The sequence below is a fragment of the Gordonia gummivorans genome, assembly GCF_022513585.1.
Taxonomy (GTDB): Bacteria; Actinomycetota; Actinomycetes; order Mycobacteriales; family Mycobacteriaceae; genus Gordonia.
On the sequence record NZ_JAKWBF010000030.1, the window covers coordinates 21,279 to 34,741 of the forward strand.

Consider the following 13,463-nt stretch of genomic DNA (forward strand, 5'->3'; position numbering starts at 1 on the left):
GTGGCTGGGACCGTCTGCCGATGACTCTCGCACGGCGGGCTCTGTGGCTGGCCCAGCTGTTGCGGCCCGACGTATCTTACGTGATCGCGTTTGGCGTGACCATGGCTGGGCCCCTTGATGTTTCGCGCCTGATCGACGCGGCCGGCGATGTCCTCGACCACGTCGGCTGGCGCGACATCCACATCCCGGCAGCGTGTTCCCCGGCCGATCCCTCGTGCCTCGATCCGTTCCGACCGGGCCGGACGGGTTGTGCCGCGGTGGATCTCGTCGACCTGTCCGCGAATCCCGATCCGCGCCTGGACAGCGACCGGCGCGCGGCTGCCTTCATCTCGTCGCCCGCCGGATCCGATCTGGACGCCCCGCTGTGGCGCAGCGAATTGCACAGACTCGGACCGGACCGGCACCGGTGGATCGTGCGTGTGCACCACGTGCTGACCGACGGGGCCGGTGCGCTGCGGGTGATGCGGCACATCGGGGACGTCTACCGGTCGGGTGCGCTGCCGGCGGATCTCGTCGTCACGAGCGATGCCGACCTCGTGTCGGCCGAGCAGGCGTATCTCGACTCGCCGCGGCACCGGACCGACGCGGTGTACTGGGAAGAGATGCTCGACCGTCACGAGCCGTCCCTGATGACGGGTGGCTCGCCCGAACCGACCTCGGACATCACCCGGATCACGAGACCGCTGTGCGGAATTCGGCGCTCATCGTCCACAGAGGCGGTGAGCGCGATCGCCACATTCTGTGCTCGCATGCTCGACACCCCCGATGTGGGTTTGGCGTTACCCGTAGCGGCCCGTACGTCCAGGTTGCGGCGCGACGCGGTGCAGCCGCTGTCCAACGTGGTGCCGTTGACCCTCGAGGGTATCGGCGACGCCACCGCGGCGGGTGCCCTCGAGCAATTGGAGACCGCGGTCGTCGGTGCCCTGCGCCACCAGCTGTACCGCCGGGAGGAGATGCTGAACACGCGTGACGATCTCACCGATTTCGGAGCAGTCGTCAACCTGCTGCCCACCGTGTCGCTCCCGACCGTCGACGGAGTGCATTGGCATGTCGAAGTGCTTCGGACCGGACCGGTCACCGATCTGGCCGTGACGCTGCACCCCGACGACGACGACGGCCGCGGGGCGATCACCTGGGAGGCACCCGCGAGCAGTGTCCACACGGAAGAGCTGACGCGTTGGGCCACACGATTCCAGCGGTATCTCGACGCCACCCTCGACGAACTCGACAACGGGAAGCCCGTTCCCGACGGCGCGGTGTTCCTGTCCGGCGAAACAGAACGCTTCCGATGTCGATCCGGTCCACCGGCACCCCGATTCTCCACTACCGCAGCACTTCTGGATGACTACCGAGCCACCGATCCGGACGCCGAGGCAGTCATCGACGGAGAATTGTCGCTTTCCCGCGCCGAGTTGGTCCGGTGGGCCGATCGGGGCGCGCGCATGCTGACCGACGCCGGGGTGACTCCAGGCGACCCCGTCGCGGTCTGCATCGAACGGTCGGCGGCATCGGTCGTCGCGTTCTGGTCGGTGATGCGTGCGGGTGCCGTCTGGGTGCCGGTCGGCGACCAGTTCTCGCCGGAAGGGCGGACGGTCGAGATCATCGAGCGCACGAATGCCAAGGTGGGGCTCTGCGCGCCGGGCAAGCCGGGGCCGCCGGTCGTGCGGTGGGTCGAGACGGGGCCCACCGCTGCGGGGCGTCCAACCGATCTGCCCGGGCAGCAAGATGATTGGTGGCCACCCGGGTTGTCCCGCGGCCCCGATGACCGCGCGTACATCTTGTTCACCTCCGGTTCGACCGGTCACCCCAAAGGTGTCGACATGCCGCACCGGGGGATCCCGGCGCTCGTCGCCGAGATCCGCGAGTCCTACGCCCTCGACGCGGATGCCCGCATGCTGCACGCGTCGTCGCCGACCTTCGACACCGGGATCGTCGAGTTGCTCTCTGCCGTCGCCACCGGCGCGGCGCTCGTCGTCGCACCGGTGGCGGCGCACAGCGGAGATCGGCTTGCCGAGGTGATCGAGGCGCATCGCGTGACCCACATCATCGTGACCCCGTCGGTGCTCGACACCCTCCCGATCGACCTCGCGGACCGGTTGCGGCAGGTGGTGCTCGGTGGCGAGCCGGTCGGTCCGCGACTCGTCGCCCACTGGGGAAACCGCGTGCCATTGCGAACCGCGTACGGCCCCACCGAGACACGATGCAGCATCAACTTCTCCGGGCCGCTCCGCCCCGGACGCCCGCTGACCGTCGGTCCACCGATGATCGGTGTCACCGAGGCCATCCTCGATCGGCACGGTCGTGCCCAGCCGCCGGGCGCACTCGGCATCTTGTACTGTGCCGGGCCACAAGTCGCCGACGGCTATCTCGACGCACCCGACCTCACCGCCGAGGTCTTCGGCGACTGCACCTTCGCCGACGACGCGCGGATGTATCGCACCGGTGACCTCGCGACGTGGACCCCCGACGGTGAGGTGCGTATCCTCGGCAGGCGCGATCAGCAGGTCAAACTCCGCGGACTGCGCATCGAACTCGGCGAGGTCGATGCCGCACTCGGCGACGCTGCAGGAGTCCGGACGTCGGCGACACTGCTGCGCGAGACCTTCGGTGGGCGAACAGGACTCGTGTCCTTTGTTGTGCTCGATGAGGGTTCTGTGGCATCCGCTGCCGAATTGCGCAGACAGCTCGCGATCCGCCTGCCCACGTACATGATCCCGTCGGCGATCGTGTTTCTGGACGAGCTGCCGCGCACCGCCAACGACAAGCTGGACGTGCGTGCGCTCAAATCCCATGCCCTGCCGGGTCCGGGACAGGTGCGCGGGCCGACGGGACCCGCTGAGGCACTGGTGCTCCGAGTGCTCGGCGAGGTGCTGGGCAACGTGACCATCGATCCGGACGCGAGCTTCGTGGAAAACGGTGGAGATTCGCTCGCGGTCGTGCGCGCGGCACATCTGTTCGCCGCGGCCGGGCATCCGGAGATCGGACCTGGCGACGTGCTCGCCGCAACGTCGCCGGCCGACATCGCGGCTTCGATGACGATGAGCGACAACCTGGACATCCCGCCGGCGCTCCCAGCGACAGGCAACGATGACGCAGCACGCAGGCTCGCGCCCGCGGAGCTGACGGTTTCGCGCACGCCCGGCGATCCGGGAGCGCAACTGATGCGCTTCGCGTGGGTTCCCGAACCTGGTAGCGCCCCGTCGGTCGGGGATGTGCGCGCGATGGTCGGCACGCTCCTCGATCGGCACCCCGCCTTGCGATCCACCTATCCGGACGTACCGGGAGGGGCGATCCAGCTTGTGGGACAGGCTAGGCCGGAGGAATCGGTGATATCTGTCCACGCGATCGCTCCCGACCGCAACGCGCTGGGATCGCTCGCCGATCGGCTGGCGGCGCGCCTCGACGTGCGGAAGTCGCCGCCGGTCGGCGTTGCTGTTGTCACCGACGACGATACGGTCCGGGCGGTCGTCGTTGTCGTACACCACGTTGCGGTCGATGGTCATTCGCTCGCGATCCTCGCATCCGACGCGGCCGCGCTGTCGCGCGGCCAACCGCTGACCCCGGCGCCCACGCGATCACCGGGCGAGAGTCGCCACGATGCTCGAGACCACCGCTTCTGGATCGATCACCTGGGTCGCGAGCCGGACTCGTCGTGGACCCTGGCCGGAATCTCGCCCACGACCGTCGCACCGGGCCGTGCGGTGCGCCGCTCGGCGCTGGTCACCGCGCAGACGTTCCGTCGCTTCCAATCCCGCGCCGCGCGGCTGGGGATGACCCCGTTTGAGGCCTTCCGCACGGTCGTCGCGACGGCTCTCGCGGACACCACCGGCGACCGGCGGGTGATCTCGGCAACCCCGCACTCGATTCGACCCGCTGACGACGAGGGCGTCGTCGGCAACTACGTGCTCAGCGCGCTGCTACCGCTCGACGCGGACATCGCGCCCCGGCGGGCCGCGGAGATGGCGCGTGAGTATCGTGCCGCCGCGACCCTGCCGGCCGAAACCGTTCTCGATCTCATCGGCCACCCCGCCGTGGCCGAAAGCCTCTTTCCCGTACCGGTTCTCGTCGGCTGGTCCCCGCCGATTGCGGCCACCATGCCCGCGGGCAGGGCGTATGTGTTCGGGCCGTCGTACACCCGCTGGATGCTTCAGATCCAGGGCGAGCCGCATCCCACCGGGGAACTCGGCGTGCGGGTGACCGGATGCCGAGAAGTGTTCGGCGACGATAGAGCCGAGAGCCTCCTGCGGGCAGTGCTCGGCGGTCTGGAGGCGTCATGACAGCGACGACACACACACGGCCGAGTTCACTCGCCGTTGATGGGCGACCGGCCCAACCGATGGCTGCCGTCGCAGAAGGGTTGGATCGCCGACCGTCCGCAGCGGCACAAGGCGAAGGTCGAACGGTGGCGCGGTATCGGGTTCCCGTTGATGTCCACGATCTCGACGTCGCCGCGCACCACCAGGGGACCGCCGGGGGTCACGGTGATGTGCGCCGGGGTGCGTCGGCCTGTCGGTGGCGGGTGAGCGTCAGGCGTGTCCATTCCTCCATGGTGCTCGTCGGATGCCGCCGGCGCGACCACCCCGTCCGCGACGCGCCGGGGCGAGCGAGAGGATCGACGTGATGATGAGCCGCTCGGCAACGCATTCGGCTCGCTGCCCGATGCCCGAACCCTGTGGTGAGCTGAGTTCGATTGTGGTGGAACTGTTGTCCGGCGACCCGTGTGACCCGACACCGGGCCCGCCGGTCGAGCGGGTGGTCCCGAGGTCGGCGGGGGTCGACCTGCTCGACGACCTCGACATGCAGCGCGCCTGGTTTGTCCTGGCCGAACTCGACGGTCACGGCGTCTGTGGGGTTGACGACCGGTGGAACGAGCATCCTGCGGTCGCGACGCTGCGCCGATCGATGGGTGACGCGCTTGCCGAGGCAATTCGGGATCGCGTGGGGCCGGTCGCTGGGTGCTCGGCAGCCGGGTTGCCGGACCGGGTGCGAGCCGAACTCGACTCGCTCGACGCGCCTTCGCTCGCCGGTCACCTCGCCGTCGACGGGACCGTCGAACAGTATCGTGACTTCCTTCGGCATCGTTCGATCTATCACCTGCGCGAGGCCGATCCGCACACGACGGCGATTCCGCGGTTGACCGGTCGCGCCAAAGCCGGGCTCGTGGAGATCCAGAGCGACGAGTACGGCGCGGGCCGCGTCGAGCGGATGCACTCGACACTCTTCGCCGGCACCTTGCGGGCGCTCGGGCTGTCCGCCGAATACGCGGCATATGCCGCGGACCTGCCCGCGGTCACCTTGGCGTGGTCGAACGCGTTGACACTCTTCGCCTCCCGTCGGCAATGGCGGGCGGCGGTCGTCGGTCATCTCCTCGCGCTTGAGTGCACCTCGTCGATACCCAACAAGAAGTACTCACAGGGGCTGAGCCGACTCGGCTACGGCGACGGTGCGACCCGCTTCTTCGACGAGCACGTAGAGGCCGACGCCGTGCACGAGCAGATCGCGATGCACGACATGGCGGTTCCCCTCCTGGTCGAAGAACCGGACCTCTCCGTCGACCTGCTCATCGGATTTCGTGCGGCGCTGATGCTCGATGCCGATGTCGGACGGCATCTGCTTCGGTCCTGGGCGGTGTGACTCTGGCGCGCTCGGTGGTATCGGCGACCCCGGCCCGGACCAGAGGTGGGACCACCAGGACCGCTGCGGCTCCCAGCGCGACGGCCGCACCGACGTCGGTGAGCCAGTGGACTGCCATGTACAGGCGAGTGGCGGCGACCAACGCGGTCACCACCAGGGCGGCCGTGATGGTCAGGGCACGCGCGCGCCGCGACCTGGTGGTGAGGACGGCGATCACCAGCAGCAGCGCCGCGGTTCCCGCGACATGTCCCGAGGGATAGGAGCCGGTGGTCTCCACGGTCGAGATCTGCAGGACGGCCGGGGGGCGTGCACGCGCGACCGCGAGTTTCAACAGTTCGCACACCGCGCCGGCGGCACCAACCGTGCACAGGACGATCAGCGGGCGCTGCACCGAACGGTCGACGACGTAGGCGACACCCGCCGTGGCGAACGTCATCGCAGCGATCCATACGGGCCCGAACAGGGCGGTTGTGGTGACCACGACGGAATCGAGCGCGGCGTGGCGGTGCGCGACCATGGTGCGCAACGCAGATTCGTCGATCTGCCCGAGTGGGTTGTGGCCGGTGCCCAGGGCAAGCCCGAAGAGTGCGATCACCGCCAGCAGGGCGGCCGCCGTCGCATACGGAACGTGCTTCATGGCGACAGCGTGGACCGGTGCGGCTGTGGCAGGGCTGTGTCGAGCTGAATCCCCGCTGAAGAACACGTATGGGCGTCGACGCCGGGCGCCGTACATTCGTGGCATGGGCGATTCCCGCTGCCGGCATACGCGTCGGCGCCGGATGGGTGTCGGTTCGCCGCGCTGGCACGGCACGAGTGTGCGTACGCGGCTGACCATTGTGGGTGCGGGCCTGCTGACTGTTGCTCTGGCGATCGCCGGGGCGGTGGTGCTACTGGTCCTATACCGCGCGTTGACCTCCTCGGCCGATGCGGCGACGTCCACGCGGGTCGCCGAGGTTGCCGAGGCGGTGTCGGCTGCGGCCGGCATCGAACCGGCCCTGATGTCACACACCGAGAGCATCGACGTAGTGCAGGTCATCGACTCGACCGGGGCCGTCGTCGCGGCGAGCTCGGGCGACCGCCATGAGGAGGCTCTCGTCGCGCCACTGACGGCGGGCGAGCGCCGCACCGAGGTCGACGCGGCGTTCCCGGGCAGCCCAACCGAGTATCGCGTCACCGTTCAAGGGGTCGCGACGCCCGACGGTAGGACTCTGACCATCGTGGCGGGTGCCGCCGAGGGGCCGATCCACGCGACGGTGTGGACGGTGTTCGCGGTGCTCAGCGTGGTGTTCCCGATCATCATGGTCGCGGCCGTGGTCGCCACCAACCAGTTGGTCGGCCGCACACTTCGCCCGGTGGAATCGATCCGTGCGGAGGTTGCCGACATCTCCCGCTCGGGCCAGGCACGCCGGGTCCACGTGCCCTCCACCGAGGACGAGATCGCCACCCTCGCGACGACGATGAACGAGATGCTCGACGCACTCGCCTTCGCGCGCGAACAGCAGCTGCGCTTCGTCGGTGACTCGTCGCACGAACTGCGCAGCCCCCTGGTGACGATCCTCGGCCTGCTCGAGCTGTCCCGCCGGACCGGTGAGCCGATCGACGCCAACACCGTGTCGACGTTGCTGCTACCGGAGGCGTTTCGCCTACGCGACCTCGTGGACGACATGTTGCTGCTCGCCCGGGCCGACGAGCACGGACTCACCCCGGACATCGAGGAGGTGGATCTGGACGACCTGGTCAACGACGAGGTCGCACGTCTCGACCTCACGACGGATCTCACGATCACCGCGACCATCGTGCCCGCGCGGCTGCTCGGTGATCGCAATCAGCTGGCGCGTGTGCTGCGCAATCTGTGCGACAACGCGGCCCGGCACGCGCGCACCAGCGTCGACCTCACGATGACGTCCGACCCGCAGGTGGCCACGGTCGCGGTGGCCGACGACGGTCCCGGCATTCCCGATGCGGACCGGTCCCATGTCTTCGATCGTTTTGTCCGCCTTGATCCCACTCGCTCTCGATCCGCGGGGGGAACAGGAGAAGGAGGCACGGGAGCAGGGGGCACCGGACTCGGGTTGTCGATCGTGGATGAGATCGTCCGGGCCCACCGAGGCACCGTCACCGTGGCCGACTCCGACGGCGGTGGCGCCACGATGATGGTGTCGCTGCCGAAGCCACCCGCCGATCACGAATCCGCGTGAGTTGTGTCGTCGATCAGTCGGTAACCGGCGCCGCGGATGGTCTCGATCGTCTGGCAGCCGAACGGTGCGTCGATCCGTTTGCGCAGGTAGCCCACATAGACCTCGACGATGTTGTCGTCGCCTCGATAATGCGCGTCCCACACCTGTTCGAGGATCTCTGCCTTGCTCACCACAGCGCCTCGGTGTCGCATCAGGCACTCGAGAACGGCGAACTCGCGAGCGGTCAGCCGGATCAGTTCATCGGAGCGCCGGACTTCTCGTTTTGCCGGGTCCAGGGACAGGGTGCCGGCCCGTAGGATCGTCGGGCGTTGCGGAGCGCCGCGCCGAACGAGGGCCCGCAACCGTGCGGACAGCACGACGAAGGAGAACGGTTTCACCAGATAGTCGTCGGCACCGAGATCGAAGGCGTCGGCCTGGTCGTATTCGCCGTCCTTGGCGGTCAGCATGAGCACCGGGGTCCACACCTCTCGGCGGCGCAGCTCACGCACGGTCTCGTAGCCGTTGAGAACGGGCATCATGATGTCGCACACGATCGCGTCGTACCTTCTGATGCTGGCGCTTTCGAGGCCTTCGGCACCGTCGGCTGCGCTGTCGACGGTCCAGCCCTCCGCGGTGAGGGTTCGTCGCAGGGTTTCGGCGGCACGCGGATCGTCTTCGATCACCAACACGCGCATGAGTCAGCGGGCGGTATCCGTGGGAGGGCCCCACACCGCGCGTGCCCCGCTCTCGCCGATCAGTATCACCGTCACCACCGACCCGATGGCGACCACCACGATGGCGACGCCGAGGACGATGCCGATCCAGCGACCGCCATCCCCGGACAGGACGGGCGCCCTGCTCGCCGCCGCCGCCGCGATGCGCTCGTTGTGCAGCGCCCACCAGATGACGGTCAGCGCGAACAGCGGGCCCATCCAGTAGATCATCGTCTCGCCCAGTTCGGCGTGATGTTCGACGGCGTCGGAGTGTGGGATCTTCTTCTCCAGCGCCTCGCCCGCGGACGTCGTCAAGGGTATGGCGATGAGGGTCGCGAGTGCCATGAGCGGCACCAGGATTCCGAGTCGAGGCCGTGCCGCGGGCCAGACCACCACGGCAATCGCCATCAGCGCGGTCAGCGGGACGAGGACGACGACCACGTGCACGAGCAGGGGATGTACCGGCAAGCCGTTGATGGTGTCCACGACTGCGACGCTATCGGTTTCAAGCTGAAGCACTGCTGAGACGATCATGCCGACACCGAGATCGGTTCAGCCGCTGACGATGCCGGCGACCAGGTTGATGGTGGTGGCGAGGATGACCGCGCCGAAGACGTAGGAGATGAGGCAGTGCCGCAGCGCCATCGCCCGGATCGTCGGGTCGGAGACGCTGGTGTCGGAGACCTGGTAGGTCATGCCCAGGTTGTAGCTGAAGTAGAAGAAGTCGCGGAACGCTGGTGGCTCATCGGAATTGAAGTCGATGCCGCCCGAGGTCTCATGTCCGTAGTAGCGGTTGGCGTACCGGGCGGCATACATGAGGTGCAGGCTGGCCCATGCCATCAGGACTCCCCCGAAAGCGAGCGTTGCGGGCAGCCACTGTGCGTGGGTCCCGCCCTCCATCAACAATGCGACGATCCCGCCGACCGCTGCCACCGCCGCGACGGCGATGATGATCTCGTCGGCCAGTGGGCGAAAGTCTTCCCGCCGGGCCATTCGGCGGGTTTGTGTTGCGCTCATCGGCCAGAGCACACTCCACCCGAGTACGACGAACACCGCTCCGGTGGTGGCGATCGCCACCAGGAATCCGAACTTGACGTCGGCTCCGAGAAACCCGGTGGTGGTGCCGGCGAGGGTGCCGCCGACGAGAGCGATGAGCAGTCGCGGGTGAGAGGTCAGGATCCATGGCATGGGGACAGTGTGCGCCCCGAAATCGGTGTCGATCGACCGATGTAGTGGGCCGGGACCAAATCGGGGAGCCCCGACGTTGATGGTGATGACGCCGCAGCCGGCGGCGTTGACAGGAGGAATCGTGAGCTCCCACAACAGCAGGTCAACCGAGTATCGCAAGACCGCCGACGCCGTCGGGCGTCTCACCGGTGCGCAGTACCGGGTCACGCAACAGGACGGCACCGAACCAGCCTTCCGCAATGAGTACTGGGACAACCATGACGCCGGCATCTACGTCGACGTCGTGTCCGGACAGCCCCTGTTCTCGTCCACCGACAAGTACGACAGCGGAACCGGATGGCCCAGTTTCACCCGACCGATCGACGCGGACGCGGTCACCACCAAGTCCGATCGCACGCTCTGGATGCGTCGCACCGAGGTGCGTTCTTCCGGCGCCGACAGCCACCTCGGGCACGTCTTCGACGACGGGCCACGCGACGCGGGCGGGCAGCGCTACTGCATGAACTCGGCGGCACTTCGCTTCATCCCGGTCGACGAACTCGACGCCGAAGGATACGGCGACTTCCGTCAGCTTTTCGACACCACCGACACCGAGGAGAACTCATGACCGACACCGGACAGATCACCCGCCGCCCCGACACCGAGACCGCCGTCCTCGCGGGCGGCTGCTTCTGGGGCGTCGAGGACCTCATCCGACGTCAGCCCGGCGTGCTCGACACCCGCGTCGGGTACACGGGTGGACGCAACGACCACGCCACCTACCGCCACCATCCGGGGCACGCCGAGGCTGTCGAGATCGTCTTCGACCCGACGCAGACGTCGTATCGCGACATCCTCGCGTTCTTCTTCCAGATCCACGATCCGAGCACGCGGGATCGGCAGGGGAACGACGTCGGATCCAGCTATCGGTCGGCGATCTTCCCGCTGACCGACGAGCAGGAGAAGGTTGCGCGTGACACCATCGCCGACGTCGACGCGTCGGGCCTGTGGCCCGGTCCGGCGGTGACGACGATCGAGCCGGTCGGGCCGTTCTGGGAGGCCGAGCCGGAGCATCAGGACTACCTGGTGCGGTATCCGAACGGCTACACGTGCCACTTCCCGAGGGCCGGTTGGGTGTTGCCCAAGCGCAGTCCCTCCGCTCGCTGACTCGAAGAGTTCGGTGACCGCCCCGCTGACCTGCGGAAATGCTAGGACCCGGCCGCGACCGTCCCACTAAATCTAGGGGAGGAAGTTTCTTCCCCGATGTTCGGAGTCGTCCCCTAGATAATTTGCGGGGAGGACACCAAGGGTAGGGGAAGAGTTTCTTCCCCTACTTTTTGTGCCCGATGGGCCGGCGTCGCTCGACAGCACTGGTACGTCGGCCAGAGAACGGCGGCCGGTGATGACGCCTGAGGTTCTCACCGGTCGACCCGCAAGCGCCCGACCGCCGGCAGGAGCGATCGAGACCAGATCCGTTGTCCCAGATGACACCGCTGAGCCCCCAGATGCGGATATCTGCGTATCGATGCCCCACGGTGTCATCTGGGACAGCACATCCATCGCGGCGACCCTGCGCCGCGACCGATCAACACTTCCGGGCTCGACGGATCGCCGACGACCTCCGTACGCGGCGCGCAGGTTCGCACCTCGGTTCAGGGAGCGGAAGGGCGTAGGGCCATCTTCACGTCCCGGGCCGCGACCGTCGTCGAGAAGATCTGTGCGGCAAGGGCTATGGCGAGAACGGAAAAGGCGACGGTCCACGATCCGGTGAGGTCGTGCAGGCCGCCGACGGCGATCGGGCCGAATGCCGCCAAGATGTAGCCGAGGAACTGCGCCATCCCCGACACCTGACCGGTCTGCGCTGCGTTGTTGCTGCGCAACACCATGAACAGCAACGCAAGTCCGATCGACGACCCGGGTCCCGACATCACCAGGATGATCCAGAGCGCGGTCCAGGCGTCGGTGGTGAGCAGTCCCGCCATCCCCACGCCGCACGTGACGAGCACGGCGAAGGTCAGTGCGCGCTGATCGGCGAAGCGTCCGGCGATGATCGGGACGACGAGCGAACAGGTCAGCGCCACCACCTGCCCGAGTGCGAGGAGCCCGCCGGCGTCCGCGCGTGAATAGCCTTGGTCCATCAGGAAAGTCGGCAGCCACGCGGTGAACGTGTAGAAGATCAACGACTGCGCGCCCATGAAAACCGTGACCATCCAGGCGACCTTGTCGCGCCATACGCGACCGGTGCCCGCCGGCGTCTCGAGATGTATGCGGCTCATCTGAGGTACCCACACCGCAATCGCGATGAATGCCAGCACAACCCACGAGGTGATGGTGAGTCGCCAGTTTCCGTCGAACCCGTCGTAGATCGGCACGGTCAGTCCGGCAGCCAGCGCCGCTCCACCCGACAGCGTCATCGAGTACAGGCCGGTCATCAATCCGGAGCGGTGCGCGAAGTCACGCTTGATCAGCGCGGGCAGCACCACGTTGCACACACCGATGGCCGCCCCGATGAGGGCGGAGCCGACGAACAGTGCAGTCGTGTTGGGGACAAAACGCAGGAGCATGGCTGCGACGAGCAGTAGCAGCGAGCCGAAGATGGTGCGCTCGATACCGAATCGGGCTGCCAAACGCGGGGCGACGGGGGCGCTCAGACCGAAGAACAGCACGGGCAGTGTGGTGAGCAAACCCGCTGCGGCACTGCTGAAGTGCTGTTCGGCAGCAATGTCGTCGATCAGCGGCGCGACGGTGACCACGGCGGGACGGAGATTGGCCGCCACCAGCATGACGCCGACAGCCGTGATGACGGTGAGGAATCCGCGTGTCTGCCGATCGTCCGTGGCGGTGATCTGGGTGGTCATTCGATCGCCGCCAACGCGTCGTCGACATAGCGGAACACCGCTGCGCGGGCGGCATTCGCGTCACCGTCGGCGATCGCATCGAGAACGGCGGCGTGGCCTTCCGGATAGTCGTCGTGTGCCGACGTCGCTGCGGCCAGCGAAGGGTGGCTGCGTCGCATCGCTTCACCGATGCCGTCGTACAACTCGATCAGCAGCGCATTACCCGACGCAGCCACGATCGCGGTGTGGAACCGCAGGTCGGCGGCGACGTGGCGGTCGAGGTCGCCGTCATCCAGTGCCTGCTGCGCTCCGGTGAGATGGGCACGAATGGCGTCGACCTCGTCGGTGGTGGCACGAACAGCCGCGGCGGCTGCTGCTTCCGATTCGAGGGCGCGTCGTGTGGCGAGCAGGTCGGACAGTTCGACGGTCGGCGCGCATTGCTCGATGGCTGCGGTCAGTGGGTTGCGGCTGCGCACATAGGTGCCGTCGCCGCGTCGGGGAACCAGCAGCCCGGCGTGTTCGAGTGCTCGAACCGCCTCACGGATCGTGTTGCGTCCGACGCCGAAGTCGCGGACGAGATCGCCCTCCGGCGGTATCCGCGACCCGACCGCCCAGGCGCCGCTCCGGATGAGCTCGCGCATGCGGTCGTAGACCAGCGAACTCGTGCGCGGTGGCGGTGTGATCAGGGACATTGAAAGAGCCTAACATCCCATGTTTACGTCTCCGGTGTCTGAAGGCGGTGAAGCGCAGGCGATTAGTGCCGTAGATCTGTGCCACCCAGTGACTCCGATCTACGGCACACACCCGGTGCATGTCATCGACGCATGCATGCCGCATCCGTATCAATCCATGCGGAATTGGTGTTAGACGCGCATCGTCCCAGGACGTAGCGTCGGACGGGTAGACCGTATTCATCCTTCGACGATCCGGAAGCT

General features: G+C 67.5%; 12 protein-coding genes. 5 read left to right on the top strand and 7 right to left on the bottom strand.

Going from position 1 to position 13,463, the window contains the following annotated elements:
* The first annotated feature begins 20 nt into the window (after positions 1 to 20).
* Positions 21 to 4,277 (top strand): amino acid adenylation domain-containing protein, encoded by a 4,257-nt coding sequence (locus tag MKW15_RS19170; RefSeq protein ID WP_240860921.1) that lies wholly within the window; start codon positions 21 to 23, stop codon positions 4,275 to 4,277.
* Between the two features lie 26 nt (positions 4,278 to 4,303).
* Here the strand turns inward: MKW15_RS19170 and MKW15_RS19175 are convergent, their stop codons facing one another.
* Positions 4,304 to 4,540, bottom strand: a complete 237-nt coding sequence (locus MKW15_RS19175) for a CDGSH iron-sulfur domain-containing protein (protein ID WP_240860922.1) — start codon at positions 4,538 to 4,540, stop codon at positions 4,304 to 4,306.
* Positions 4,541 to 4,623: 83 nt separating this feature from the next.
* Here MKW15_RS19175 and MKW15_RS19180 point away from each other — a divergent pair, with 83 nt between their 5' ends.
* Positions 4,624 to 5,634, top strand: a complete 1,011-nt coding sequence (locus tag MKW15_RS19180) for an iron-containing redox enzyme family protein (protein WP_240860924.1) — start codon at positions 4,624 to 4,626, stop codon at positions 5,632 to 5,634.
* On the opposite strand, the gene MKW15_RS19185 is transcribed toward MKW15_RS19180, so the two are convergent.
* Positions 5,561 to 6,271, bottom strand: a complete 711-nt coding sequence (locus tag MKW15_RS19185) for a phosphatase PAP2 family protein (RefSeq protein WP_240860926.1) — start codon at positions 6,269 to 6,271, stop codon at positions 5,561 to 5,563. The genes MKW15_RS19180 and MKW15_RS19185 overlap by 74 nt on opposite strands.
* A 103-nt stretch (positions 6,272 to 6,374) precedes the next feature.
* Here MKW15_RS19185 and MKW15_RS19190 point away from each other — a divergent pair, with 103 nt between their 5' ends.
* Entirely contained in the window at positions 6,375 to 7,832 is a 1,458-nt protein-coding gene (locus MKW15_RS19190) for a sensor histidine kinase (protein ID WP_240860928.1), read from the top strand.
* Here the strand turns inward: MKW15_RS19190 and MKW15_RS19195 are convergent.
* The 3 genes from MKW15_RS19195 to MKW15_RS19205 form a co-directional block, all read right to left on the bottom strand.
* Positions 7,817 to 8,506, bottom strand: a complete 690-nt coding sequence (locus tag MKW15_RS19195) for a response regulator transcription factor (protein ID WP_240860930.1) — start codon at positions 8,504 to 8,506, stop codon at positions 7,817 to 7,819. The two genes, MKW15_RS19190 and MKW15_RS19195, sit on opposite strands and share 16 nt — an antisense overlap.
* A gap of 3 nt (positions 8,507 to 8,509) precedes the next feature.
* Positions 8,510 to 9,010, bottom strand: coding sequence for a DUF2231 domain-containing protein (locus tag MKW15_RS19200; protein WP_240860932.1), 501 nt, complete (start codon positions 9,008 to 9,010; stop codon positions 8,510 to 8,512).
* Positions 9,011 to 9,076: 66 nt separating this feature from the next.
* Entirely contained in the window at positions 9,077 to 9,712 is a 636-nt protein-coding gene (locus tag MKW15_RS19205) for a DUF1345 domain-containing protein (RefSeq protein ID WP_240860934.1), read from the bottom strand.
* A gap of 121 nt (positions 9,713 to 9,833) precedes the next feature.
* Here MKW15_RS19205 and msrB point away from each other — a divergent pair, with 121 nt between their 5' ends.
* Positions 9,834 to 10,319, top strand: coding sequence for a peptide-methionine (R)-S-oxide reductase MsrB (msrB, locus tag MKW15_RS19210; protein WP_240860936.1), 486 nt, complete (start codon positions 9,834 to 9,836; stop codon positions 10,317 to 10,319).
* Positions 10,316 to 10,858 carry a peptide-methionine (S)-S-oxide reductase MsrA gene (msrA, locus tag MKW15_RS19215; protein WP_240860938.1) on the top strand — a complete coding sequence of 181 codons (543 nt, stop codon included), beginning with the start codon at positions 10,316 to 10,318 and terminating at the stop codon, positions 10,856 to 10,858. The genes msrB and msrA overlap by 4 nt, the downstream gene beginning before the upstream one ends.
* Before the next feature lie 485 nt (positions 10,859 to 11,343).
* Here msrA and MKW15_RS19220 read toward each other — a convergent pair whose 3' ends face one another.
* Together MKW15_RS19220 and MKW15_RS19225 are read right to left on the bottom strand one after the other, a co-directional pair.
* The gene (locus MKW15_RS19220; protein WP_240860940.1) at positions 11,344 to 12,549 is read right to left on the bottom strand and encodes a CynX/NimT family MFS transporter; all 1,206 of its coding nucleotides are present in this window, start codon (positions 12,547 to 12,549) and stop codon (positions 11,344 to 11,346) included.
* Entirely contained in the window at positions 12,546 to 13,220 is a 675-nt protein-coding gene (locus tag MKW15_RS19225) for a FadR/GntR family transcriptional regulator (RefSeq protein ID WP_240860941.1), read from the bottom strand. The genes MKW15_RS19220 and MKW15_RS19225 overlap by 4 nt, the downstream gene beginning before the upstream one ends.
* Positions 13,221 to 13,463: the final 243 nt, after the last annotated feature.